Here is a 25,169-nt window from a genome sequence, read left to right on the forward strand (position 1 = left end):
GAGCGACGGCCACCGTTCATCTTCGTGCACACCGTTTCGGCCCCGCAGCCCCTGCGACGCCTGGTTCCGGATCCGTTTCCACAGGCGTCGGGAGGCCACAATCGGCAAAGTCACCAGCGGGCTTCCATACGGCCGCCGACGGACCCGAATGGGGCCGGGCGCTGCCCGGAAAAAATGAATCAGTGCACGTTACATGCAATTGAGGGCGTATTCGGGTGTATCGGCAGCAATTGCCTGCCTGTTAGACTGAACGGCCTGCTCGTGAATCCCGCATTCCCTGCATGAATCCTAGTCTGCTCCTGCTGCTCGCCCTGCCCTTCCTGATGGCAGTGGCTGTCGCTTCATTCCGCCGCACCTCCCGCTCCACGGCCGCCTGGGTAGCCGCGGCCGCTCCGCTGGGGGGCCTGGCGCTGTTGGCGACGATGACCCCGGCGATCATGGACGGCGGCATCGTCCGCAGTTACGGGGAGTGGATACCGCAGATCGGCCTGGCCTTCTCGCTGCGCCTGGATGGCCTGGCCTGGATGTTCGCCGGGATGGTGCTGGCGATCGGCGCACTGGTGGTGATGTACGCCCACTACTACCTCAGTGCCCGCGACAGCGCCCACCGCTTCTACTGCTACCTGCTGCTGTTCATGGGCGCCATGCTGGGCATGGTGCTGTCGGGCAACCTGTTGCTGCTGATGGTGTTCTGGGAAATGACCAGCATCAGCTCGTTCCTGCTGATCGGCTTCTGGTCGCACCGGCAGGACGCCCGCGAGGGCGCCCGGATGGCCCTGGTGGTCACCGGCGGCGGCGGCCTGGCCCTGCTTGGCGGCGTCCTGTTGATCGGCCGCATCGTCGGCAGCTTCGAACTGGATGCCGTGCTCGCCGCCGGCGATCTGATCCGCGCCAGTTCGCTGTATCCCTATGCGCTGTTCCTGGTCCTGGCCGGCATCTTCACCAAGAGCGCCCAGTTCCCGTTCCACTTCTGGCTGCCGCACGCGATGGCCGCGCCGACGCCTGTCTCGGCCTACCTGCACTCGGCCACGATGGTCAAAGCCGGCGTCTTCCTGCTGGCCCGACTGCACCCGGCGCTGGCCGGCACCGACCTGTTCTTCTATACGGTCAGCGGCATCGGTGCGATCACCCTGTTGATCGGTGCCTGGAACGCGATCTTCCAGCATGACCTCAAAGGCCTGCTCGCCTATTCGACGATCTCCCACCTGGGCCTGATCACGATGCTGTTCGGCCTGTCCGCGCCGATGGCGGTGGTGGCCGGTGTGTTCCACATCCTCAACCACGCCACCTTCAAAGCCTCGCTGTTCATGGCCGCCGGCATCATCGACCATGAAACCGGTACCCGCGACATGCGCAAGCTGGGGGGACTGCGAAAGCTGATGCCCATCACCAGCGCGCTGGCGATCATCGCTTCGCTGGCCATGGCGGGCATCCCGCTGCTCAACGGCTTCCTGTCCAAGGAAATGCTGTTCGCCGAAGCCCTGACCGCCGGGCCGGAGGCGATGCGCATCGCCATGACGATTGCCGCGCTGCTGGCCGGCGTGTTCGGTGTGGCTTACAGCCTGCGCTTCGTGCACGACACCTTCTTCGGCAAAGGCCCGCATGATCTGGACCGCGTCCCGCATGAGCCGCCGCGCTTCATGAAGGTGCCGGTGGAGATCCTGGTGGTGGTCTGCGTAGCCGTCGGCGTTGCGCCGGCGATCACCATCGCCCCGGTACTGCACGCCGCGGCGTCGTCCATCCTCGGCCCGGCGATGCCGGCCTACAGCCTCTCGGTCTGGCACGGGTTCAACATGCCGCTGGCGATGAGCGCAGCCGGTGTGGTCGGCGGCATCGCGCTGTACTTCGGCCTGCGCCGCCTGATCGACCTGCACGCGGTGGTCAGCCGCAGCATCGGCCGCAACATTTTCCACAAGCAGCTGGACCTGGTGTTCGGCTTCGCCCACCGGCTCACCCAGGGCCTGGCCAACGGCAGCCTGCAGCGCATGCTGATGGCGCTGGTGGTGGTGGCGGTGATCGTCGCCGCCGCCCCGTTCGTGGCCCATCCCGCCTCGCCCAACTGGCCCTCGCCGCAGCCGATCCCGCTGCTGGGCTGGGCTCTGTGGCTGGTGATGATGGCCTGCGCGCTGGGCGCGCTGTTCGTCTACCGGCAGCGTTTGCTGGCGGTGCTGGTGGTCGGTGGCGTCGGCCTGATGGTCTCGCTGACCTTCGTGTTCCTGTCCGCGCCGGATCTGGCCCTGACCCAGCTGCTGGTGGAGATGGTCACCCTGGTGCTGATGCTGCTGGGCATGAACTACCTGCCGATCCAGTCGCCGCCGGAGAAGTCGGTCTGGCGCAAGCGGCGCGATGCGGTGATCGCGATCGTCGCCGGTGGTGGCCTGGCCGCGATGGCCTACACCGCCATGACCCTGCCGCCCAACACCATGGCCGGCGAGCTGCTGGCACGTGCGCTGCCGGAGGCCTATGGGCAGAACGTGGTCAACGTGATCCTGGTCGACTTCCGTGGCTTTGATACCTTCGGTGAGATCACCGTGTTCGGCATCGCCGCGCTGGTGGTGCACGCCATGCTGCGCCGCTCGCGGATGGCACCGGAGCAGATCATGCCCGGCCCGCCGATCAAGCTGCCGGTACCGGCCGATCTTGCCCAGATCATGTTCCCGCTGACCCTGACCGTCTCGATCTTCCTGTTCCTGCGCGGCCACAACGCGCCCGGCGGCGGCTTCATCGCCGGGCTGGTGCTGGCCGTGCCGCTGCTGATCCAGTACGTCATCCAAGGCACCACTTCGGTGGAATCGCGCTTCGGCTTCGATTACATCCGCTGCATCGGTGCCGGTCTGCTGATCGCCATCCTCAGCGGCTGCGCCTCGATGCTGTTCGGCGTGCCGTTCCTGACCAGCGGCCACCTGGACCTGCACATTCCGTTGATCGGCGAGGTGCCGCTGGCCAGTGCGATCGGCTTTGATACCGGCGTGTACCTGGTGGTGTTCGGCGGGGTGATGCTGATGCTCTCGATGATGGGCACGATCAAGCCCTCGCGCACCCGCAACGCCCGCAAAGGCGAGATCGATCCCACCCGCCGTTCGGCAAAAACCGGGGAGATGCACTGATGGAACTGGCCCTGGCAAGCGCCATCGGCGTACTGAGCGCGATCGGCATCTACCTGTTGCTGCGCGCGCGCAGCTTCGATGTGATCCTCGGCATGACCTTCCTGTCGTATGCGACCAACCTGCTGATCTTCGCCGGTGGACGCCTGGTGCAGGGCAAGGCGCCGGTGCTGCGTGAGGGCATCGACAGCGACCTGGGCAACTACACCGATCCGCTGCCGCAGGCGCTGGTGCTCACCGCCATCGTGATCGCGTTTGCGATGACCGCGGTCAGCATCGTGCTGGCCATGCGCAGTCGCAGCGACAACCACAGCGACCACGTGGACGCGCACGAAGAAGAAGAGCTGCCTGCCGATACCGCGCCGGGCCGGGAGGGCGGCGCATGAACCATGCGGTGATCCTGCCCATCCTGATTCCCCTGTTCGGCGCGGCCTGCTCGCTGTTCGTCGAGCACCGCCGTTACGGGCCGAAGGTGCAGCGCACGGTGGCGTGGACCACGCTGGCCGCGCTGGCCGCCGCGGTGGCCCTGCTGTTCGCGCAGACCGCCGATGGCAGTATCGCGGTGTACCTGCTGGGCGACTGGCCCTCGCGGCTCGGCATCGCGCTGGTGGCCGACCGCCTCTCGGCATGGATGCTGGTGACCACCCTGCTGCTGGCCATCCCCTGCCTGCTGCACGCCTGCTCGGGCTGGGACCGGCGCGCGCCGCACTTCCATGCGCTGTTCCAGTTCCAGCTGGTCGGCCTGAACGGCGCGTTCCTGACCGGCGACATCTTCAATCTGTTCGTGTTCTTCGAGGTGATGCTGATCGCCTCCTACGGCCTGCTGCTCAGCGGCGGGCGCGGCCTGCGCATGCGCATCGGCCTGCACTACGTGGTGTTCAACGTGACCGCCTCGACCCTGTTCCTGATCGCACTCGGCCTGCTGTACGCCTCGCTGGGCTCGCTCAACATGGCCGAGCTGTCCCAGCGCATCGCCGAAGTGCCGGCCTCGCACCTGACCCTGGTCAAGGCGACCATGGGGCTGTTGCTGCTGGTGTTCTGCAGCAAGGCCGCGCTGATGCCGCTGTACCTGTGGCTGCCCGAAGCCTACGCGCGTGCGCCGGCTGCCGTGGCCGCCCTGTTCGCGATCATGACCAAGGTCGGCCTCTATGCAGTGCTGCGGGTCAGCACTCTGTGGTTCGGCGACGGTGCCGGCCCGATGGCCGGCTACGGCAGCCAGTGGCTGCTCTGGGCAGGGGTGGCCACGCTGGTGCTGGGCGGCCTGGGTGTCCTGGCCGCGGCGCGCCTGCGCGTGCTGATTTCCTACCTGGTGGTGGTCTCGGCAGCGACGCTGTTCATCGCCTTCTCTGTGCGCACACCCGAAGTGCTCTCGGCCGGCCTGTACTACCTGCCGCACAGTACCTTCGTGGCTGCCGCGCTGTTCCTCATTGCCGATCTGATCCGCCGCCGCCGCGGCGGTGCCAGCGACAGGAAGGAAATCATCGCGCCGATGCCGGGCAAGGAAACGCCGGCGGTGCTGTTCCTGATCGGCGCCGTCTCGGTGGCCGGCCTGCCGCCGCTGTCCGGCTTCCTGGCCAAGGCGGCCCTGCTGGCCGGCATGCCGGCGCAGTACACCTGGGCGGTCTGGGCCGCGGTGCTGGGCAGCAGCCTGATGGTGATCATCGGCCTGACCCGTGGCGGCATCCGCCTGTTCTGGCGGGTGCCGGTGGTCGAAGAAGGCGCCCCCAAACCGCGCAAGGCGCCCACGCGCACCGTGGAGCTGTTCGCCGCGGCGCTGCTGCTCAGCTACGGCATTGCGATGAGCGTGTTCGCCGGCCCACTGATGCAGCACGCCGATGCGATGGCCACCCAGCTGCTGCAGCCGCAGGACTACGTGGGTGAGCTGCGCGCCACCACGCCGGAGATCCGCCAGCCATGACGCGCAAGCCTTCCCTCTACAAACGCGTGCTGCCCTCGCCCTCGCTGAGCGTGATGGTCGTGGTGTTCTGGCTGCTGATGTCCGACAGCTTCACCCTGGGCCAGTTCGTGCTCGGCATGATCCTGGGCGTGGTGGTGCCGCTGTTCGCCGCCCGGCTGGACCGCGAGTTCGCGCGGATCGGCTCGCTCAAGCCCCTCCCCAAGCTGTTGTTCGTGACCCTGTGGGACATCCTGATCTCCAACATCCGGGTCGCGATCCAGGTGCTGGGGCCGGAGCGCCGCATCCACCCCGGCTTCATCTGGCTGCCGCTGGATATCGCCAACATCCACGGCATCGCCGCGTTGACCAGCATGATCACGCTGACCCCGGGCACGGTGTCGGCGGCCTTGTCCGATGACCGCAGGTATCTGCTGGTGCACGTGCTGCATCTGGATGATCCGGATGCGCTGATCCGGCAGATCAAATCCCGCTACGAAGCCCCGCTGATGGAGATCTTCCCATGACCGGATACATGTTCATCCAGACCACGATGGTGGTGTGCATGCACGTGGTCGGCCTGGCCATGCTGCTGGCCACCTGGCGCCTGCTGCGCGGCCCGACCGTGCCCGACCGCATCCTCGCCCTGGACACGCTGTCGGTGACGGCGATCGCCGAGCTGATGCTGTTCGGCATGTACCTCAACTCGGCGGTGTATTTCGAAGCCGCGCTGATCATCGCCATGCTCGGCTTCGGCAGCACGGTGGTGCTGAGCAAGTTCGTGCTGCGCCGGGACATCGTCGAATGATCACCTTCATCCAGATCGTGCTGTCGATCCTGCTGCTGTTCGGCTGCTTCTTCATCCTGGTCGGCGCGCTCGGCCTGGTGAAGCTTTCGACCTTCTTCAAGCGCCTGCACGCACCGACCAAGGCCAGCACGCTGGGCGTGGGCTGCGTGCTGGTCGGCTCGGTCTGTTACCACATCTTCCTCGGCGAAGACCCGCAGCCGCGCGAACTGCTGATCACCGTGTTCCTGTTCATCACCGCACCGATCAGTGCGCACATGATGGCCAAGGCCGCGTTGTCGCTGCTGATGGAAACCCGGCCGGACCTGCCGGGCCACAAGACCGCCAAGGAAGAACAGCTGCCACCGCCGGAGCCGCGCCGCGCAGACGAGACCGACGATGCCAAGGCCCCCGTTTCCCGGGACAGCCAGTAGAGCCGACCGTTGGTCGGCTGCAACACGCCTGCAAAACGGCAGGGCCGACCTTTGGCCGGCTGCAACCAGCCTGCGAAACGGTAGCGCCGGCGGCTGGCCGGCTGCTTCAACAGTTGGCCATCAACCTCACACGCTGCCGATCAACGCCAGCTCGAGCGCGATCCAGCCGACGAAGGCCACCACCAGCACCGCGCCTTCGCGGCGGCTGATGGTGAGGTCACCGCGCAGCATGGGATAGAGCACCAGCACGAAGGCGATCGCCGCCGGCAGCTCCAGTTTCACCAACGATGCGGGCAGCGCCAGCGGGCGCAGCGCGGCCATGCCGCCGACCACCACCAGCAGGTTGAACAGGCTCGAGCCGATCATATGGCCCAGCACCATGTCACCCTGCCCACGCCGCGCCGCCGCGATCGCCGCCGCCACTTCGGGCAATGCGGTGCCGATCGCCACCGGCAACAGGCCAACCAGCAACGGCGACCAGCCCAGCCCGGCGCCGAACACCGGCGCGGCCTGCACGATCCAGCGCGCGCCGACATACAGGCAGAGCGCCGCGAACAGCAGCCGCAGGAGGTTCAGGAACAGCCCGGTGCGGGTCATGGCATAGCCGGCGATGGCCTCGCGCACCGGCTCGGATTCCAACCGCGCACGGCGCAGCAGGAACACCAGCAGCCCGACGAAGGCGAGCAGCAGAACCGCCCCTTCCCAGCGCGCGATGACGCCATCCAGGCCGAACAGGATCAGCAGCAGGCTTGCCGCCGCCAGGCACACCAGCAGCGGCGAGAGCAGGCGCGCACGGACCAGCAGCGGTGCGGCCAGCGCCGCCAGCCCCAGGGTCAGGCCGACATTGACGATGTTGCTGCCCACCGCGTTGCCCAGCGCGAGTTCTTCCGCCCCGACCACGAAGGCGCGGGCGTTGACCACCAGTTCCGGCAGCGAGGTGCCGAAGGCCACCAGCAGCAGCCCGGCCACGAACGGTGAGGCGCCAAAGCGCTGGGCCAGCCCGGAGGCGGCACGGACGATGCTGTCCCCGCCCAGTGCCAACAGCACCAGGCCCAGCACGAACCAAACAGTGGCAGCGATCATCTGGTGCTCCCCGGTGACGGATGTGGGCCGATTCTAGGGCCCGCCCGGCCCGAACGGTGAACGCCCGCCCCGGCACCCGGGCCAGGGCGGTAGCGGTGGCTCAGGAACAGCCTTCCACGTAGTCGACCTGCGGTGTCTTGCCGACCCGCCATGCGGTCACATTGCCATCGCCGTTGATCTCGAAGTTGACCAGCGCGCCGCCCTCGGTCGCCGGGCGCACGCGCAGGTTGTGGCCCTGCTCGTCGTACTTGTGTGGGGTCAGGTCGCCGCGATCCGGGTACAGCGTCTGCAGCTGGCCGAGCGACATGCCGACCTTGCCGCCACCGGGGGCGACGATGCGGTCGTTGCGCACGTCGTACCGGACCAGACGCTTGCCTTCGATCATGAAGATCACGTCCTCGGCCTGCGCGCCTTCCGGCCGCAGCGCATGGCAGTAGTCGTCAGCGACGTCGCCCTGCAGGGGTGTCTTCCAGGCCGCCCGGACCTCGTCCAAGGTGCTGCCCAGCGCCAACGGGCCGTAGCCATCCAGGCGTGCCGGACCCTGCGTCACCGTGCCCGGGGCCGCCGTGGCAGGCGCTGCCGGCGCGGTGTCCGCCGCCGGTGCAGGCACGGCCGCCTCGGCATCGGCCGACGGCGTCTCCGGCGTGCGCTCGCACGCGGCCAAGGCCAGCACCATCCCCACTGCCATCACGCTTCCCAGCTGTCTCATGCCTGCATCCTCCCGGTGAATGGGCGCAGCCTAGCGCGAGCGCCGTGTGGGCGGCATGCACAGTCTCGCTGTCATCCGCGTTTCACCTGCCGCGTTCAGGCTCGGCCTGCACCGCATCGACCCCGCCCCATGCAACCGCAGAAGACCGACCTCGCCCGCACCGCTTTGCAGGCCCACCGCGCGCCCTTGGACATGCGCCAGCGCCGGCTGTTGATCCTGTGCGACGGCCAGCGCGACCTGGTCCAGCTCGGCCAGCTGGTGGGCCCGGAAACCCCGGCGATGGTGATCCAGCTGATCCAGCGCGGGTATCTGGTGTCGAGTGGGGTCGCGGAGGTCGCCGTTGTCGCACCCGCCGCACCCGCACCTGCGGTGACACCGATCGCGGTGCCGGTGCCGGTGACCGAACGCCGCCGCTCGCTGGTCGCCGCCCGCATCTATCTGCTGGACATCCTGGAACTGCAGCGTCATCCGCAGGCGGCAGCGCTGTTCCACACCCTGCAGCAATCGCGCAGCGACGAGACGGTCATGGCCGCGCTGCAGGCCGCACTGGATGCGCTGCCGGGCCTGACCTCCACCGGCTACGCCGAGCGGGTGCGGCAGCGGTTGCTGGAGGTGCTGCCGAAGGAACATGCCGAGCGCTTCCAGATCGCGCTGGTTTGAGCCTGCGTCAGCCCGAGAAATTCGCCTTCAATCCCTGCCAGCAGTGCTGGTACCCGCGCTGGCGGTGCGTCGCGTCCATCGCCTGGGCGGTGGGGCGGATCACGCCGCGGGTTTCGAACATGAAGGCCATGGTGTCCTTGATCACGTCCGGCCTGCTCAGGTCGGCGGCGGAGGCCTTCTCGAAGGTCGCCGCATCCGGGCCGTGGCCGCTCATGCAGTTGTGCAGCGAGGCACCGCCGGGCACGAAACCTTCGGCCTTCGCATCGTAGGCGCCGTGGATCAGGCCCATGAATTCGCTGGCGATGTTGCGGTGGAACCATGGCGGGCGGAACGTGTTCTGCGCGACCAGCCAGCGCGGCGGGAAGATCGCGAAGTCCATGTTGCTGGTCCCCGGCGTGTCGCTGGGCGAATGCAGCACGAGGAAGATCGAGGGATCGGGATGATCGTGGCTGATCGAGCCGATCGTGTTGAAGCGGCGCAGATCGTAGCGGTAAGGCGCGTAGTTGCCGTGCCAGGCGACCACGTCCAGCGGCGAATGATCGATATCCGCACGCCACAGCTGGCCCTCGAACTTGGCGATCAGTTCGAACGCGCCATCGACGTTCTCGAATGCGGCGTGGGGCGTCTCGAAGTCGCGCGGATTGGCCAGGCCATTGGACCCGATCGGGCCCAGGTCGGGCAGCTTCAGCAGGGCGCCGAAGTTCTCGCAGACGTAGCCGCGTGCATCGCCATCGGGCAGTTCGACCCGGAAGCGCACGCCACGCGGGATCACCGCGATCTGCTGCGGTTCGATCTCGATCACGCCCATTTCGGTGAGCAGGCGCAGGCGGCCGAGCTGCGGAACGATCAGCAGCTCGCCATCGGCGTTGTAGAAGTAGCGGCCCTGCATGTCGCGGTTGGCCGCATACAGGTGGATGCCCACGCCATGGTGGGCGTCGGGCGAGCCGTTGCCGCCCATCGTGTACAGCCCCTCGACGAAATCCGTGGGCGTACCGGGCAGCGGCAACGGATCCCAGCGCAGCTGGTTGGGCGAGACCGCACCCTGCGCGAAGTCACCGTGCAGGTGCGGCTGGGCGAAGGGGGTGAACTCACCGTGGGTCACCGCGGGGCGGATGCGGTACACCCAGCTGCGGCGGTTGCTGCCGCGCGGCGCGGTGAATGCGGTGCCGGACAGCTGTTCGGCATACAGGCCATGGGCGACACGCTGCGGGGAGTTCTGCCCCACCGGCAGCGCACCAGGCACCGCCTCGGTGGCGAACTCGTTGCCGAAACCGGTCTGGTAGCCGCGCGATGACATCGGGTTGTTCATGGTCCTGCTCCGCCGGAGGCGTGGATGGCAAGGGAGTACAGCCGATGGCACCGGCGCGGACGCCGATGCCATCGTTGCAGCGTAACGCGGGCAGCTGCCGGTGCGTTACAGCGCGCGTCTTACAGCACGCCGCGCTTCATCTGGTCGCGCTCGATGCTCTCGAACAGCGCGGTGAAATTGCCTTCGCCGAACCCTTCGTTGCCCTTGCGCTGGATGATCTCGAAGAAGATCGGGCCGATGCAGTTGGTGGTGAAGATCTGCAGCAGCTTGCGCTGCCTGGTCTCCGGATCGGCATCGATCAGGATCTTGTTCTTTGCCAGCCGGGCCACGTCTTCACCGTGGTTGGGCACGCGCATGTCGATCACGTCGAAATACGTCTCCGGCGTGTCCAGGAACTCCACGCCCTGGGCGCGCATCGCTTCCACGGTCTCGTAGATGTTCTCGGTGAAGCAGGCGATGTGCTGGATGCCCTCGCCCTTGTAGGCGTCGAGGTATTCGTTGATCTGGCTCTTCGGATCGGAGGATTCGTTGAGCGGAATGCGCACGATGCCGTCCGGCGCGGTCATCGCCTTGGACACCAGGCCGGTCTTGAGGCCCTTGATGTCGAAGTAGCGGATCTCGCGGAAGTTGAACAGCCGCTCGTAGTAGTCCGACCACTGCTGCATGTTGCCGAAGTACAGGTTGTGGGTCAGGTGGTCGATGAAGGTCAGGCCGAAGCCCTTCGGGCGCGGGTCCACGCCCTCGATCGGCGCGTAATCGGTATCGAACATGCTGCCGTTGGCGCCATAACGGTCGACCAGGTACAGCATGCAGTCGCCGATGCCCTTGATGATGGGGGCGGCGACGGCGCGGGTGTCAGGCTTGAAGTCGATCGCTTCGGCGCCGTTGCCCAGGGCCATCTGGTAGACCTCGTCGCCCGGCTTCTTGAAGCGGATCGCGAAACCGCAGGCGCACGGGCCGTGCTTCTCGGCGAAATCCGAGGCGAACGAGTCCGGCTCTTCATTGACCAGGAAGTTCACGTCGCCCTGGCGATAGACTGTGATCGCACGCTGCTTGTGGCGCAGCACGGCGGTGAAGCCCATCTTGCGGAAATAGTCGTGCAGTTCGGCGCCACGGCCGGCCGGGGCGGCGAACTCGACGAACTCGAACCCATCGATGCCCATCGGGTTTTCGAAGGTGGTGACCTGCATGCCCGGATCGGGTGCGTAGGACGCGGTGCTCGTTTGGCTGGTCATGCTGTGGCTCCAAAGCAGTCCGCATCGGAAAAACCAGGTGCGGTAGGAAGGCAGACCCGCGAGAATGCGGAGTCCGGAACGTAGGTTATAGTTTCACATGAAACCACCATCAAGGTGCACCGCAACATGAGCCCGCCCGATCCCAGCAGTCACAGCATCCGCGCGTCGCACGCCCTGCTCGATCTGGAGCAGTTCCTGCCGTACCGGCTGAGCGTTCTGTCCAACCGTGTCAGCGGCAACATCGCCAAGCTGTATGGGGACCGTTATGGGCTGGCGATCCCCGAGTGGCGGGTGATCACGGTCCTGGCGCTGTACCCGGGCTCGTCGGCCAGCGAGGTGTCCGATCGCACCGCGATGGACAAGGTCGCGGTCAGCCGCGCCGTGGCCAGACTGCTCGAACGGGGCTTCATCAAGCGTGAAACCCATGGCGACGACCGGCGCCGCTCGGTGCTGGCGCTGTCGGCGGCCGGTTTCGAGGTGTATGAAACCATCGCCCCGCTGGTGATCGACATCACCCGCAAGCTGATGTCCGTGCTCAGCGAGGAAGAAGAACAGATGCTGGAAACGCTGATCCTGCGCCTGGCCGGCGAAGGCCTGCAGCGGATGGACGAGTAGCGCCTCAGCTCAGGTGTTTGCGCCGCGCATGCACCCAGGGCGCGGCCAGGGCGCCGATGGCACCGCCGGCGAACCCCAGCGAGGCCGCCACGGCGGCCGCTTCGATCGCCCCCGGCAAGGCCAGCGCGGCCACCACCAGCAACAGGGATGGCAGACCGATGAAGGTCGCCATGAAGTAGCGCCAGCGCGGTGACCAGGTGCCGACCTGGAGCAGGCTGACCGGCATCCAGGCTTCGCCGGAGGCGTCCTGGGCAACCTTGGCGGCCACCTTGCCCAGGTCCGCTTCGACCGGGCCCTTGCCACCACGTGCGGCGGCCAGCACCGCGGCCACCTCATCGACCGCCGGGAAGCTGGTCGGCCAGGTCTGCGGGGGGGTGACCCCATAGGCGGTCAGCAGCGGCACGCTGAGCCACGGCGCCAGCAGCGGGCGCACCTTGCGGCGATCCAGCACGCACCAGAGCTGCGTCACCCCGTGCGCGGTCACGCTGTACAGCGCCAGCTGCGCCGGCGCCGGGTACGGCAGCAGGTGCACGCGCGCGGCCATGCTGCCGTAGCCCATCGCACGCAGGAAGCCGGGGCGGGTACGCCCCTCGTGCGCCCAGGCCAGGCCGAGCGCGCCGACCAGATACACCTCGGCAGGGTCCTTCGTACCGGCACTGGCGCGATCGTCGCTGGCCAGGAAGAACGCCAGCGATTTGGGTTCTTCGACGTCGTGCTGGTCCCAGCGGCCGGCATCACCGAGTACATGCTTGAGCGGCACGCGCGCCGGGGCGGTTTCGTCCTTGCTGGCGTTGTGCAGGAACGGGACCACGCTCAGCACGAAGCCCTGCAGGTCCACCCCGCGCAGGCCGCTACCCTGCCACTCGGCCGGGATCAGGCCGATCAGGCTGCCCTGGCGTGCCAGCGCGTCCAGCTGCGCCTTCTGCTCGACCAGTTTCTGCACCGCGGCCTTGAGCAGCACGTTGCCGGGCACGGAGACCATCGGCAGGCGGTAGCGGATCGCGCCGGGCGCCGGGGCCTGGCCGTCGCCATCGAGCGCATCCGGCGCGGTCTGGTCGTCCAGCAGCACATCGACCGACGGCAGGCTCACGCCGGCCGGCGCATCGAGGGAAACATCGGTGGGGGTGTCACTGGTGCCCGGCTGCATGCGTCCAATTCCGTCGGTTGCCCGCCACGAACAGCGCGGCATGAGGTCCTTGGAGGTAGCGGCAGCATGGCCGACAAATTGAGCGCGAAAAAAAGGCCGCGGAATCCGCGGCCTCTTCGATCACGACGCCTTCGGTGGCGCCCATTGCTTGAGGAAGGCGAAGAAGCGGCCACGGTCATAGCCCTTCTTCTGCCCCTTGTCCGCTTCCAGCTCGCCGGTGAACTGCGAGTGCAGCAGCGTACCGTCGGCGTCGAGCACGAACAGGTGCGGGTAGCCCTTCACTGCCGGGAACTGCGACAGGAACGCCGCGTTCTCGTTTTCTTCGCTGTAGTTGACCTTCATCCAGACGTAGTTGGCATCGCGGAAGCTGCGGATCTCCGCATCGCCTTCGATGAACCCGTCCATCAGATGGCACCACGGGCACCACTCTCCGCCCACATCCAGGATGATCCGCTTGCCACCGCGCTGGGCCTCGACCTTGGCCGTGGCCAGATCGGCGACCGGATCACGCGCAGGATCGAACTGGGCGTTGAGCGCGGCGATCGCGGCGATGTCCGCCGCGGCCGGGGTGTTGCCCGAGGCCACCGGTGCGCCGGGATCGGCGACCGGGGTTTTCTGCTCGGAGGTGTCCAGCGGCTGCGCAGGCGCAGCGGTGGGCGCCGACGACGGCGAACAGGCGGCCAGCAGGCCGGCCACGATCATCGACATTGCCGCTGCTTTCATGCGCATCGCGGTCCTCACTTGACGCCGTGCATCAGCTTGTTGATCAGCGGGGCGACCAGGAACAGCACCACGCCGGAAATGATCAACGCCCAGAAGCCGAAGGTGTAACCCTTCAGGGCCGATTCCACGGTCATGCCGCCTTCGCCGCTGACCACGCCGGCGAAGATGCCGGACATGTTGTTGCCGATGCCGGTGGACAGGAACCAGCCGCCCATGCCGAAGCCGACCAGGCGCACCGGGGCCAGCTTGGTCACCATCGACAGACCGATCGGCGACAGGCACAGCTCACCGATGGACTGGATGACGTAGACCATGAACAGCGTCCAGAACGGAATCTTGCCGTCCACGACCATGCTCGACAGCGCCACCATCAGCAGCGCGAACGCCGCACCGTTGAACAGCAGGCCCAGGCCGAACTTGCGCGGGATCGACGGGTTGGCGCGGCCCAGCTTGATCCAGATCCAGGCAATGATCGGGGCCAGGGGATGATCGCCACCGAGTTGACCGACTGGAACCAGGCGGTCGGGAATTCCCAGCCGCCCAGGTTGCGGTTGACGATGTTGTCGGCCAGGAAGGTGAACGAGCTGCCGGCCTGTTCGAAGAACATCCAGAACATCACGTTGAAGGTGAAGATGATCAGCATCGCGATCACGCGGTCACGCTGGACCTTGCCTTCGCGGATGCCTTCGACCAGCAGCAGGATCGCCAGGGCGATGAACATCACACCCAGGATCCACGCCAGCGCGGTGGCGCCGGTGGAGAGCAGGAAGAAGGCCACCGGGATCGCCACGATCGCGCCGATGAACACCATCACGATGCGGCCGTAGCCTTCGGCACCGGCCGGCGGGGCGCCAATGCCCTTCAGGCCGGCACGGCCGACGTAGAACCAGGCCAGGCTGATCAGCATGCCAATGCCCGAGGCGATGAAGACCATCTTGTAGGACGGCATCGCCTGCGTGCCGAACACGCGCTCGGCCAGGTACTGGGTCAGCACCGGGGCGATCATCGCGCCGATGTTGATGCCCATGTAGAAGATGGTGAAGCCCGAGTCGCGGCGCTCATCCTTCAGGCCGTACAGCTTGCCGACCATGGTCGAGATGTTGGGCTTGAACAGGCCGTTGCCGATGATGATCGTGGCCAGGCCCAGCTCGAAGATTTCCTTGTTGGGCATCGCGACCATGAACAGGCCGGCAGCCATGATCACCGCGCCGGTCAGGATGGAACGCTGGTAGCCCAGCACCCGGTCGGCGACGTAGCCACCGAAGATGGCGGCGGCGTAGACCAGCGCCAGGTAGGCGCCGTAGGTCCGGCTGGCCGCGGCCTGGCCGGCCGAATCACCGTCGAAGAACTGCGCGACGATGTACAGCACCAGGGCCCAGCGGATCCCGTAGAACGCAAAGCGTTCCCAGAATTCGGTCATGAACAGCATCCACAACGGGCGCGGATGGCCCAGCGTGGTCTTGAACTCCGGCAGCGCCGGATCGGGAACGGATTTCGCGGCGGCGTCTACGCTCATGCGGGATTCCTGGGTTCGGTGGAAGACATGCACGTCCGATGTGCGAAAGCAGCGCGGGAGAATCCCAGACCAACCACGTTCACGTCAAATACACGCTGATGTGTACCGCTGGCAGCATGGTCGCTGAACTTGCATCTGCAACTTCCGGCCAGAGACCGGCAGCGCAGCAACGGCGGGGCCTGCCGCACCCTACGGCGGATGGGGCAGGTAAATATGAATAGGCTTATTGCGGCCGATGTCCGATCAGGCGTCCGGCGGCATCGGGTCGTCGTTGCGGATCGTGGTGCGCACCTGGAACAGCTCCGGGAAGAAGGTCAGCTCCAGCGCCTGGCGCAGGAAGCCGACCCCGCTGGAGCCGCCGGTACCGCGCTTGAACCCGATCACCCGCATCACCGTGCGCATGTGGCGGAAGCGCCACAGCTGGAAGGCGGTCTCCAGATCGACGAGGTCCTCGCACAGCGAATACTCCCGCCAGAAGCGGTCGGTATTCTGGTAGATCCGCTCGAACACCGGGTGCAGGGCGTCGTCGGCCACGTGCGGCTGCTGCCAGTCGCGGCCCTGGTAGCCGGCCGGGACCGGGTGGCCGAAGCGGGCCAGGTAGCGCAGGAACTCCTCATACAGGCTGGGGGCATCAAGCACCTCCTGCAGCTGGGCCTGGCCGGCCGGGTCGTGCGAGAACACCTGCAGCATCTGCGCGTTCTTGTTGCCCAGCAGGAACTCGATGTAACGGTACTGCAGCGACTGGAAGCCCGAGGACGGGCCCAGCACATCGCGGAAGCCCATGTACTCCGAAGGCGTCAGCGTTTCCAGCACCGACCACTGCTCGGTCAGCTGGCGCAGCACCTGCTTGCTGCGCGCCAGCACCTTGCGGCACTGCCAGACCTCGTCGCGCTGCAGGAACCCGATCGCCGCGCGCAGTTCGTGCGCCAGCAGTTTCAGCCACAGCTCGGAGGTCTGGTGCTGGATGATGAACAGCATTTCGTCGTGGTGCGGCGGGTTGGACAGCGGCTGCTGGGCCGACAGCAGCTGGTCCAGGCGCAGGTAGCCGCCGTAGGTCAGCCGCCCCTCCAGATCGGTGTGGATACCGGCTTCGAGATCGCGTTGGTTCTTGTCGACGGACATGGCAGGGACCGCTAAAGGGGCTGAAAGGGTAGCGCAGTGACCGGGTCGCCGCGCATCCGGCCGTCAGCGGCTCACCGCTCCGCCAGGTCGGCCGAACCCACGATCCTGACGCCGGGCGTGGGCACCAACGCCGCCTCGACCAGCGCGGCGGCGATGTTCCCGGCCGGATTGATCCGCCAGGCGCGCGGCAGCACCGGGCCGAGCACGCCGAGCACCACGCTGGCCAGATGCTCGCCGGTACGCCGTTCGGCACGCTCACCGCCGATCAGCCCGGGCCGGACCAGGGTCAGCGAGGGGTAGCCCAGCGCCCGCAGGTCCTGCTCCAACCGTCCTTTGACCTGGTTGTAGAAGATCCGCGAGCCCGGGTCGGCGCCCATCGCCGAGTTCAATGCGAAGGCATGCGCACCGTGGGCACGTGCCAGCCGCGCCACGGCCAGCGGGAAATCATGGTCGACCCGTGCGAAGGCCTCCTGGCTGCCGGCCTGTTTGATCGTGGTGCCAAGCGCACAGATCACGGCATCCACCGCCCACCAGTCGGCCCCGGCCGGCAGCTGCGCGAAGTCCACCACCGGGTTGAGCAGCGCTGCATCCGTGGTCTTCAGCGCGCGGCGGGTCGGGGCGATCACCGCATCGCAACGCGGGTCATCCAGCAGTTGCCGCAGCACATGGCCCCCGACCAGTCCGGTCGCGCCTACCAGCATCACCTTCATCGCACGCTCCTGCGGTCAGATTTCCTACCATCGTGGCATATCGGGCGTAGCGGGCCCCGCGTTCAAGCCGGCGTGCCCCGCGCCGATACTGTTGCCACCTCCCCTCGCCCCGGCGCACCTCGCCGGTCACTGCCAAGGACCTGCCGCATGACGGACCCGCACGACGCTTCCCCCCGCCCCGGCACCGCCGTCGGGCGGCTGCTGTCGCGGCGACAGAGCGTGGGCACCGGGGTGGAGACCGCCAGCGAGCCGGCGCCCGGGCCCAAAGGCGGCAGCAGCGCGATGCTGCAGCGGCTGTTCGCCGGCATCGATGCGCCCGAGCCGCTGCTGGCTGCGTTCGCCAATGGCATGTCCACCCTGCCCGGCGAGCTGGGCGACATGGGCCTGCGCCTGCAGTCGGCGCAGCGCAGCGCGGACTGGGTGAGCTATGGCCGCGCGATGCGCCAGCTGATCGACAAGTACATCCGCACCATCGAGCAGGAAACGCCCGACGGCCAGCCTGACAGCCTGCGCCTGCGCGAGCTGCTGCGGCACACCGTCGGGGTGACCGTGGCCAGCCTGCTGCAGAACATGCCCGAGCTGCGCGAGGAGCCGGTGCAGCTGGCCGGTGAACTGCGCCACTGGCATCCGGGCCAGCCGCTGCAGCCGATCGAACAGCGGCTGCGCGAGCTCTCGCACCAGATCGGCGTGCGCAGCGACGGCTGGCAGGAGCAGCAGGAGCTGCTGCTGAGTCTGTTCGATCTGCTGTTGGACAACATCAGCGAGCTGCTGGATGACAGCAGCTGGCTGCACGGCCAGGTCCACGCGGTGCGCTCGCTGATCGGCGGCCCGCTGGATCGCGATTCGGTCGAACAGGCGCGCGCCAACCTGCGCGAGGTGATCTACAAGCAGGGGCTGCTCAAGCAGGGCATCGTCGAATCCAAGGCGGCGATGAAGAACGTCATGGGTGGCTTCATCGAGCGTCTGGACGGCATGGCGGTGAGCACCGGCGAGTACCACGACCGGATCAGCAGCTACGCGCTGGCCCTGAAGGAAGCGCGCAGCATCGCCGACCTCAACCAGCTGCTGCAGGATGTGCTGCAGGACACCGGCCGCGTGCAGGACCAGGCGCTGCAGGCGCGCGACCACCTGGGCAATGCACGCCGCGAAGTGGAACAGGCCGAACAGCGCATCGCCGAACTGGAGCAGGAGCTGCGCGAGGTGTCCGGCTTGATCCGTACCGACCCGCTGACTGGCGCGCTCAACCGGCGCGGTCTGGACGAGCTGCTGGAGCGCGAGCTGGCGCGCGCCGCACGCCACGGCCATCCACTGGCGCTGGCGCTGCTCGACCTGGACGATTTCCACCAGACCAACACCCTGCACGGCCATGCCGGTGGCGATGCGGTACTCCGCCACCTGGTGAGCGTCTGCCAGCTGCACCTGCGCAGCAGCGATGCCGTCGCCCGGCTCGGTGGCGACGAGTTCGTCCTGCTGCTGCCGGAAACCCCGGCGGCCGACAGCATGTCCACCCTGCTGCGGCTGCAGCGCTCGTTGGCACAGCGGCCGCTGCCGCTGGACGAACAGCGCGTGCCGGTGCATTTCAGTGCCGGGCTGGCGCAGTGGCAACCGGGCGAGCCGGCCGAGGCGCTGCTGCGGCGCGCCGATGCGTCGCTGTATGCGGCCAAGCGGGTCGGCAAGAACCGGGTACTGGCGGCCGAGCCGCCGCGCTGAGCCTGCGCCTGTGATATTCGGCGCAGCGGCGCGAATCATCCGGGTATGGACATGACACTGCCCGCCACCGACACCGATCTGCGCCCGCGCTTCGCCGCGCTGCTGGAGCAGCACCGCGGCATCGTGCTGAAGGTGGCGCGCGGCTATTGCCCGCAGCACGAGGACCGGCTGGATCTGGTCCAGGAGATCAGCGTGCAGGCCTGGGCGGCCTTCGAGGCGTTCGACCCGGCGCGGGCGCGTTTCTCGACCTGGCTGTACCGGGTGGCGCTCAACGTGGCGATCTCGCAATGGCGCCGGCAGCAGCATCGGCAGCGCCACCACGCCGCGCTGGACGACGACCTGCCCGCCGCCGACGAAAGCGCGCCGCCCGAGCAGCGTCACGCGCTGCACCAGCTGGAGGTCGCCATCCACGCGCTGCCGCCGCTGGATCGTGCGCTGATGCTGCTGCACCTGGACGATCACGACCATCGGCAGATCGCTGAAGTGCTGGGCATCAGCGTCGCCAATGTCTCTACCCGCCTGCACCGCCTGCGCCAGCAGCTGCGCACGCGCCTGAATCCCACCGACTGAGAGCCCACCATGCAACCGGATGACCTCAAGCAGCTGTGGAACAGCACCAGCCAGCACGCGGATACGCAGGAGACCTTCGCGCTGGAGGCATGGCGCAGCCATCGGCACCGGGCGGTGCAGCGCCAACTCGGGCTCTTCAGCCTCTGGCAGAGGCTGCAGCTGGTGGCCTGGCTGGCATTGGCGGTGTACTGCGGGAGCCAGTGGTGGCAGCAACCGCCGCTGGCGGTGATGCTCAGCGCGATGGCGCTGCACGCCTATTGCATCGCGGTGATCATCGCCAGCATCACCCGCCTGCATCGCCGCCGGCAGCTGGAGCCGACACACACGGTGGTGGAGCAATCGCAGCAGCTGGCCGCGCTTGCCCGGCACACCGCATTGACCGAGCTGCTGCTCGGCCTGCCGTGGTGCTGGCTGTGGCTGGCGGTGCCGGTCCTGGTGGCCTGGCAGGCCTGGGGTGTGGACCTGGGGGCCTTGGCCGCACCGTGGCTGCTGGCCTCGCTGGCGGCGGGGGCGCTGGCCATGCTGGCCGCGGTGCTCCTTGCCCGCCGCTGGGTGCAGCACGCACCGGCGTCGCCGTGGCTGCAGCGCGCAATCGACGCGCTGTCCGGGCGCCGGCTGGCCCGCGCCCGCGCCGAGCTGGACGCCCTGAGCGGCTGGACGCCGACCTGAACCGGCCGGCCGTCAGTGCGCGGGCTTGGACCCGCGCAGCTTCTGGAACCCGGTCACCGCCGCCAGCACCACCGCACCGATCACCACGCCGACGATCACGTTGCCCAGCGCATTGATCAACCAGCCCCAGCTGCCGTCACCGCCCATCTCCAGGATGGCGTGGTGCAGCGGTTCGATGCTGTGCACCAGGATGCCGCCGCCGACCAGGAACATCGCCGCGGTGCCGGCCACCGAGAGGAACTTCATCAGCCACGGTGCAGCCACCAGCAGGCCCCGGCCCACTGCGGCCAGCGCCGCGCCCTTGCGCGACAGGTACAGGCCCAGGTCGTCCAGCTTGACGATGCCGGCGACCAGACCGTAGACGAACACCGTCATCGCCAGGGCGATCACCACCAGCGCGCTGACCTGGTTGAGGAACGGTGCACTGGAGACCACGCCCAGCGACAGCACGATGATCTCCGCCGACAGAATGAAATCGGTGCGGATCGCGCCCTTCACCTTGTCCTTCTCCCACGCGACCATGTCCACCTTCTCGTCGGCCAGGGCCTTGGCCCGCTCGGCCTTGCGCTGCTCATCCTCGTCGCGCGAATGCAGGAAGCGGTGCGCCAGCTTCTCCACGCCCTCGTAGCAGAGGAACGCGCCGCCGATCATCATCAGCGGGGTGATCGCCCAGGGCAGCCAGGCGCTGATCGCCAGCGCGGCCGGCACCAGGATCGCCTTGTTGACCAGCGAGCCCTTGGCGACGGCCCAGACCACCGGCAGCTCGCGGTTGGCACTGACCCCGGTCACCTGCTGGGCGTTCAGCGCGAGGTCGTCGCCGAGCACGCCGGCGGTTTTCTTGGCCGCGACCTTGGTCAGCACCGACACATCGTCCAGCAGGGACGCAATGTCATCGAGCAACGCGAACAGACTGGCACCGGCCATGGTGGATCCAAAGGAGGAAGCGGGAGCGCCGATTCTGACCGATCCGACCCCTGTCGCGGTAGCCGGAGCGGATTCACCAGTCCACCACTGCCGCCCGGCCACACTGCTGGTGATCGTCGCCCCGGAGTCCTGCTTGAACACCACGCCCGTCCTTCCCGGTTCGCCGTCGCTGGTCAAGGGCATGAACCGCCGCAGCCAGATCCTGCGCCTGCTGTTGCGCTACCGTAATTCCGGCGTATTTTCCGGCATGAACCTGGACGCAGGCGCGGTCCACGATGTGCCACCGGAAGGAAACCCGGAACAGTTCGTCACCGACCTGGAATCGCTGGGGCCGACCTTCGTCAAGCTGGGCCAGATGCTCTCCACCCGCCCGGACATGGTGCCGGTGGAGTTCGCCACGGCCCTGGAGCGCATGCAGGAGAACGTTGCGCCGATCCCGGTCGAGCGCGTCGCGGCGATCATCGAAAAGGAACTGGGCGCGTCGGTGTCCAAGCTGTTTGCCAGCTTCGACCCGGTGCCACTGGGCTGCGCCTCGATCGCCCAGGTGCACCGCGCCGAGCTTCACGATGGCCGCCAGGTGGCGGTCAAGGTGCAGAAGCCGGAGGTCGCCGCCCAGCTGCGCTCGGATCTGGACGTGCTGCGCAGCTTTGCGCTGGCCGCCGACCATCTCACCCAGGTCGGACGCCGCGTGCGCCTGCGCGACTGGCTCAATGAATTCGCCAAGACCCTCATGCAGGAGCTGGACTACCAGGCCGAGGCCGAGAACCTGCAGCGCTTCGGCCAGCATCTCAAGCCGTTCAAGCCGCTGTGGGTGCCACAGCCGATCTGGGACTACTGCAGCCACCGCGTGCTGACCATGGAGCTGGCGCAGGGCGTGCGCGTGGACATGATCCCCGATGTGCGCCGTACCGAGCAGCCGATGGCTCCGCTCGCTGCCGCGCTGATCCGCGGCTATGTCGACCAGATCTTCGTGCATGGCGAGATCCACGCCGATCCGCATCCCGGCAATCTGCGCGTCACCCCGGCCGGTCGCCTGGCGATCTTCGACCTGGGCATGGTCGCGCACATGCCGCCGCGCCTGCGCGAGCGCCTGCTCAAACTGTTGTTCGCCGCGGTGGATGGGCGCGGTGAGGAAGTCGCCGATGAAATCATCGGCATCAGCACGCGGCTGGAGTTCTTCGATGAAGAACGCTATCTGCGCGAGACCGGGCAGATCATCGCGCGCTATGCCGCCAACAGCAGCTTCTCCGAAGGCCGCGTGGTGCTGGACCTGGTGCGCATTGCCACCGCCAGCGGCCTGCGCACCCCGCCGGAGCTGAGCCTGCTGGGCAAGGCGCTGTTGAATCTGGAAACCGTGTGCCGGCTGCTGTCGCCGGACCTGGATACCCGGCGCATCGTGGAGAAACAGCTACAGCACGTGATGCGCGCGCGCCTGAAGAAATCGCTGTCGGCCGCCAACCTCGCCAGCGAGGCGATGGAGATGCAGCAGTTGCTGCGCGACGGGCCACGCAAGATGACCGACATCCTCGCGCTGTTGGCCGAGAACCGCCTGCAGATGAAGGTCACCGGGCTGGAAGAATCCCGCCTGATGGAGAACCTGCAGAAGATCGCCAACCGCGTCTCTGCCGGCATCGTCACCGCCGCGCTGATACTGGCCGCCGCGATGATGATGAAGGTCGATACCGGATGGCATCTGTTCGGCTATCCCGCCATCGCGTTCACCTTGATGTTGATCGGTGTTTTTCTCGGATTGGGCATCATCCTCAGTGCGCTGATCTTCGATCGTCGTGCGCGCTCCAAGGAAGAACGCGGGCATCGTTGACGCGCTCACCACGCGCGTCACGCATTCAGACAACCGGGAAAGCTCACCAGACAACCGGGAAAACACATCGCGTAACGCGCGATGCAACGCAGCATCGTGCGTACGTCTTCACGCCTGTTTTACGTCGCATCCCGCAATGCGATGCGTGAATTCCGCTGTCGTTTTCAACAAACATTTCAGTCAGGTTCGTGCAGGCATGATCGGGTCATCGGCTTGTCATGCATGTGTGGTTGGGACAGCCGGTCGGATGGGACATACGTCGTCATGACGTCCATCACCACCTGTCTCCACTGCCAAAAGTGCTTATGCTCTGGATCCTGCTGCTGTCACTGTTGCTGCTCACCTGGCTGTTCCTCGCATCTGACAAGTGGGTGTGGTGGAAGGCAAGCCTGATGTCATTGCTGCTGCTGACCCTCAGTGCGTGGTGGTTGATCAACAAGTTGTCCGGTGATGGCCTCAATGCCGCCACCCTGTACCACCTTGGCGCAGACATGGAAGGCGCCGGCATCGCCGACTTCAAGCACTACATCGCCGGCTTCATCGCACTGGCGCTGGTATCGCTCACCCCCTTGCTGCTGGCACGCCTGCGTCGCCGGCACCGACCCGCACACGGCAAGGCAGTCTTCGCCGGCTTCCTGGCGATGTGGTTCGTCGCGATCGTGGTCAGCCCGCTGTACAGCGATGGCCAGCGCCTGTACCAGCAGATGCGCCCGGTCGACTACAGCATGGTCAAGGCCGAGTACCGCGTGCCGCAGCAGCCGCTGACCAAGCCGCGCAACATCGTGTGGATCTACGGCGAAAGCCTGGAACGCACCTATCTCAATGAAACCACCTTCCCCGACCTGATGCCCAACATCAACCGGCTGGCCGCGCAGTCGCTGGACGTGCGCGGGCTGGTCTCGGCCGAAGGCGGTGGCTGGACCATCGCCGGCCTGGTCTCCTCGATGTGCGGCGTGCCGTTGACCACCGCCAAGGAAGATGAGAACAGCATGGGGCGCATGGGCAGCTTCCTGCCCGAAGCGGTCTGCCTCGGCGATTACCTCAAGCAGCAGGGCTACACCAACCACTATCTGGGCGGCGCCAACGGCCAATTCGCGGGCAAGGGCCAGTTCCTGGCCACGCACGGCTTCGATACCGTGGATGATCTGGCCTGGTTCAAGAAGCAGAAGATCACGCGCGCGCATTTCTCGCCGTGGGGCGTGCATGATGATGTGCTGCTGGACAAGGCGTACGACCGCTTCGTGCAGCTCTCGCGCAAGGGCGAGCCGTTCATGCTCACCACGCTGACCATGGACACCCATCATCCCGCCGGTCACCTCCCCGTGGCCTGCAAAGGCACCCGTTACCAGAGCGAGCACGGCAACATCGGCATGCTCAACGCACTCAAGTGCACCGACGGGCTGATCGCCAAACTGGTCGATCGTATCCAGGCCAGTCCGTACGGCGAAGACACGTTGATCGTGATCGCCTCCGATCACCTGGCCATGCCCAACGATCTCAGCCACATCCTGGCCAAGCAGGATCGCGAGAACCTGTTGCTGTTCCTGGGCAAGGACATCGCCCCGCGCCAGCTGACCGCGCCGGCCGGCTCGACGCTGGACTCGGGCGCCACGCTGCTGAGCCTGATCGACCCGGCCATCGATTCGATCGGCTTCGGCCGCTCGCTGCTGCATCCGGAGCATTCGGACAGTGCCAGCGCCGCGGTGTTCCGCGACAACGGCAAGGACTACCCGCGCTACCTCGCGTTCTCGCGCTCGCTGTGGCTGGGCGACAAGACCCGCCAGCTGCGCATCGATGACGACAACCAGGTGGTGATCGGCCTGCAGCACGTGCAGCCGCCGGTGCTGCTGGAGTACGACAAGCATTGGGATCTGAAGTCGGTGTATCTGGAGAACACGTCCAAGCAGTTCGATCTGGCCGACCCATCCAATACGCTGGCCTACGTGGATCGCTGCACTGCGTTCGAGGATGGCTCGGCCGATGGCGACTGGTGCGCGATGCTGGTCAACCAGGACAAGGGCATCAAGCTCTTCCGCGATGACCAGCTGCGCGGTGGCGTGGCGGTGGATGGCCCGCTGGATCCGTTCAACGGCCCGCGCCCGAGCATCCGCCAGGCGCACATGATCACGCAGAAGGGCCGCCGCACCCGCGCCGGGCAGTACATGGTGCAGCTGGTGACCAAGCAGTCGCCGGACCGTGGCTTCTGGATCGAAGCCGTCTCCTCGCAGCGCAAGGTGGTGGTGGCCCAGCAGTGGGTGCAGCCCGATGCAGAAGGCCGCATCAACCTGAGCTTCGGCCTGGACCACGAGGTGGATGATCTGGAAGTGCGCGCCTGGTTGAACCACGCCGAGAAGCTGGCCGTGGATACCTTCGCGCTGGTGCCGTCGCGCCGCGGCAACCGCGGCTGATCCGGCCCTCCCGCCGGGCAT

The 25,169-nt window shown here is 67.1% G+C and carries 21 protein-coding genes and 2 pseudogenes; 13 read left to right on the forward strand and 10 right to left on the reverse strand.

Annotated features, from left to right (window positions below; translation table 11 throughout):
• Positions 1 to 281 precede the first annotated feature (281 nt).
• Genes HMPREF3113_RS11070 through HMPREF3113_RS11095 form a run of 6 tightly spaced genes read left to right on the forward strand, consistent with a single transcriptional unit; the run spans position 282 to position 6,216 of the window.
• The gene (locus HMPREF3113_RS11070; RefSeq protein ID WP_070426119.1) at positions 282 to 3,107 is read left to right on the forward strand and encodes a monovalent cation/H+ antiporter subunit A; all 2,826 of its coding nucleotides are present in this window, start codon (positions 282 to 284) and stop codon (positions 3,105 to 3,107) included.
• The gene (locus HMPREF3113_RS11075) at positions 3,107 to 3,490 is read left to right on the forward strand and encodes a Na+/H+ antiporter subunit C (RefSeq protein ID WP_019185295.1); all 384 of its coding nucleotides are present in this window, start codon (positions 3,107 to 3,109) and stop codon (positions 3,488 to 3,490) included. Before HMPREF3113_RS11070 ends, HMPREF3113_RS11075 begins: the two co-directional genes overlap by 1 nt.
• Positions 3,487 to 5,022, forward strand: coding sequence for a monovalent cation/H+ antiporter subunit D (locus tag HMPREF3113_RS11080; protein ID WP_070472343.1), 1,536 nt, complete (start codon positions 3,487 to 3,489; stop codon positions 5,020 to 5,022). Before HMPREF3113_RS11075 ends, HMPREF3113_RS11080 begins: the two co-directional genes overlap by 4 nt.
• The gene (locus HMPREF3113_RS11085; RefSeq protein WP_070472347.1) at positions 5,019 to 5,525 is read left to right on the forward strand and encodes a Na+/H+ antiporter subunit E; all 507 of its coding nucleotides are present in this window, start codon (positions 5,019 to 5,021) and stop codon (positions 5,523 to 5,525) included. Before HMPREF3113_RS11080 ends, HMPREF3113_RS11085 begins: the two co-directional genes overlap by 4 nt.
• Positions 5,522 to 5,806 (forward strand): K+/H+ antiporter subunit F, encoded by a 285-nt coding sequence (locus HMPREF3113_RS11090; protein WP_070472350.1) that lies wholly within the window; start codon positions 5,522 to 5,524, stop codon positions 5,804 to 5,806. The genes HMPREF3113_RS11085 and HMPREF3113_RS11090 overlap by 4 nt, the downstream gene beginning before the upstream one ends.
• Positions 5,803 to 6,216, forward strand: coding sequence for a Na+/H+ antiporter subunit G (locus tag HMPREF3113_RS11095; RefSeq protein ID WP_070472353.1), 414 nt, complete (start codon positions 5,803 to 5,805; stop codon positions 6,214 to 6,216). The genes HMPREF3113_RS11090 and HMPREF3113_RS11095 overlap by 4 nt, the downstream gene beginning before the upstream one ends.
• Positions 6,217 to 6,342: 126 nt before the next feature.
• Here the strand turns inward: HMPREF3113_RS11095 and HMPREF3113_RS11100 are convergent, their stop codons facing one another.
• Positions 6,343 to 7,299: a sodium:calcium antiporter gene (locus HMPREF3113_RS11100; protein WP_070472357.1), complete on the reverse strand. Its 957-nt coding sequence runs from the start codon at positions 7,297 to 7,299 to the stop codon at positions 6,343 to 6,345.
• A 100-nt stretch (positions 7,300 to 7,399) separates the two neighbouring features.
• On the reverse strand, positions 7,400 to 8,008 hold the full coding sequence (locus tag HMPREF3113_RS11105) for a hypothetical protein (RefSeq protein ID WP_070472360.1): 609 nt from the start codon (positions 8,006 to 8,008) through the stop codon (positions 7,400 to 7,402).
• A 129-nt stretch (positions 8,009 to 8,137) separates the two neighbouring features.
• On the opposite strand from HMPREF3113_RS11105, the gene HMPREF3113_RS11110 reads away from it, so the two are divergent.
• On the forward strand, positions 8,138 to 8,668 hold the full coding sequence (locus tag HMPREF3113_RS11110) for a hypothetical protein (RefSeq protein ID WP_070472363.1): 531 nt from the start codon (positions 8,138 to 8,140) through the stop codon (positions 8,666 to 8,668).
• A 7-nt stretch (positions 8,669 to 8,675) separates the two neighbouring features.
• Here the strand turns inward: HMPREF3113_RS11110 and hmgA are convergent, their stop codons facing one another.
• Together hmgA and hppD are read right to left on the reverse strand one after the other, a co-directional pair.
• Entirely contained in the window at positions 8,676 to 9,977 is a 1,302-nt protein-coding gene (gene hmgA, locus HMPREF3113_RS11115) for a homogentisate 1,2-dioxygenase (protein ID WP_070472366.1), read from the reverse strand.
• A 119-nt stretch (positions 9,978 to 10,096) separates the two neighbouring features.
• The gene (gene hppD / locus HMPREF3113_RS11120) at positions 10,097 to 11,212 is read right to left on the reverse strand and encodes a 4-hydroxyphenylpyruvate dioxygenase (protein WP_070472369.1); all 1,116 of its coding nucleotides are present in this window, start codon (positions 11,210 to 11,212) and stop codon (positions 10,097 to 10,099) included.
• 126 nt (positions 11,213 to 11,338) lie between these two features.
• Between hppD and HMPREF3113_RS11125 the strand changes: the two genes are divergently transcribed.
• Positions 11,339 to 11,827, forward strand: a complete 489-nt coding sequence (locus tag HMPREF3113_RS11125; RefSeq protein WP_026070113.1) for a MarR family winged helix-turn-helix transcriptional regulator — start codon at positions 11,339 to 11,341, stop codon at positions 11,825 to 11,827.
• Positions 11,828 to 11,831: 4 nt separating this feature from the next.
• Here the strand turns inward: HMPREF3113_RS11125 and HMPREF3113_RS11130 are convergent, their stop codons facing one another.
• From HMPREF3113_RS11130 to HMPREF3113_RS11150, 5 genes and pseudogenes are all read right to left on the reverse strand, one after another.
• Positions 11,832 to 12,974, reverse strand: coding sequence for a hypothetical protein (locus HMPREF3113_RS11130; protein WP_070472372.1), 1,143 nt, complete (start codon positions 12,972 to 12,974; stop codon positions 11,832 to 11,834).
• A 120-nt stretch (positions 12,975 to 13,094) separates the two neighbouring features.
• Positions 13,095 to 13,703, reverse strand: a complete 609-nt coding sequence (locus HMPREF3113_RS11135) for a thioredoxin family protein (RefSeq protein WP_070426129.1) — start codon at positions 13,701 to 13,703, stop codon at positions 13,095 to 13,097.
• Between the two features lie 8 nt (positions 13,704 to 13,711).
• Positions 13,712 to 15,213, reverse strand: a pseudogene (locus HMPREF3113_RS11140) (oligopeptide:H+ symporter).
• Positions 15,214 to 15,456: 243 nt separating this feature from the next.
• Entirely contained in the window at positions 15,457 to 16,335 is an 879-nt protein-coding gene (locus tag HMPREF3113_RS11145; protein ID WP_019185279.1) for a tryptophan 2,3-dioxygenase, read from the reverse strand.
• A 71-nt stretch (positions 16,336 to 16,406) separates the two neighbouring features.
• The gene (locus HMPREF3113_RS11150; RefSeq protein ID WP_070472375.1) at positions 16,407 to 17,045 is read right to left on the reverse strand and encodes a Rossmann-fold NAD(P)-binding domain-containing protein; all 639 of its coding nucleotides are present in this window, start codon (positions 17,043 to 17,045) and stop codon (positions 16,407 to 16,409) included.
• 147 nt (positions 17,046 to 17,192) lie between these two features.
• Between HMPREF3113_RS11150 and HMPREF3113_RS11155 the strand changes: the two genes are divergently transcribed.
• The 3 genes from HMPREF3113_RS11155 to HMPREF3113_RS11165 are packed head-to-tail and all read left to right on the forward strand — an operon-like array spanning position 17,193 to position 19,994.
• Complete coding sequence (locus HMPREF3113_RS11155) at positions 17,193 to 18,755, forward strand: GGDEF domain-containing protein (protein ID WP_070472378.1); 1,563 nt, start codon at positions 17,193 to 17,195, stop codon at positions 18,753 to 18,755.
• Between the two features lie 57 nt (positions 18,756 to 18,812).
• Complete coding sequence (locus HMPREF3113_RS11160) at positions 18,813 to 19,325, forward strand: RNA polymerase sigma factor (RefSeq protein WP_046273067.1); 513 nt, start codon at positions 18,813 to 18,815, stop codon at positions 19,323 to 19,325.
• A 9-nt stretch (positions 19,326 to 19,334) separates the two neighbouring features.
• Positions 19,335 to 19,994, forward strand: a complete 660-nt coding sequence (locus HMPREF3113_RS11165) for a hypothetical protein (protein ID WP_070472381.1) — start codon at positions 19,335 to 19,337, stop codon at positions 19,992 to 19,994.
• Positions 19,995 to 20,006: 12 nt separating this feature from the next.
• Here HMPREF3113_RS11165 and HMPREF3113_RS11170 read toward each other — a convergent pair whose 3' ends face one another.
• Entirely contained in the window at positions 20,007 to 20,918 is a 912-nt protein-coding gene (locus tag HMPREF3113_RS11170; protein WP_070472385.1) for a DUF808 domain-containing protein, read from the reverse strand.
• A gap of 166 nt (positions 20,919 to 21,084) precedes the next feature.
• On the opposite strand from HMPREF3113_RS11170, the pseudogene HMPREF3113_RS11175 reads away from it, so the two are divergent.
• Both HMPREF3113_RS11175 and HMPREF3113_RS11180 read left to right on the forward strand, forming a co-directional pair.
• Positions 21,085 to 22,740, forward strand: a pseudogene (locus tag HMPREF3113_RS11175) (AarF/UbiB family protein); the annotation flags it as partial.
• Positions 22,741 to 23,045: 305 nt separating this feature from the next.
• Entirely contained in the window at positions 23,046 to 25,148 is a 2,103-nt protein-coding gene (locus HMPREF3113_RS11180; RefSeq protein WP_070472388.1) for a phosphoglycerol transferase I, read from the forward strand.
• The last annotated feature ends 21 nt before the right edge of the window (positions 25,149 to 25,169 follow it).

Origin of the sequence: Stenotrophomonas sp. HMSC10F06 (genome assembly GCF_001807865.1) — a bacterium.
In the GTDB taxonomy this organism is placed as follows: Bacteria; Pseudomonadota; Gammaproteobacteria; order Xanthomonadales; family Xanthomonadaceae; genus Stenotrophomonas; species Stenotrophomonas bentonitica_A.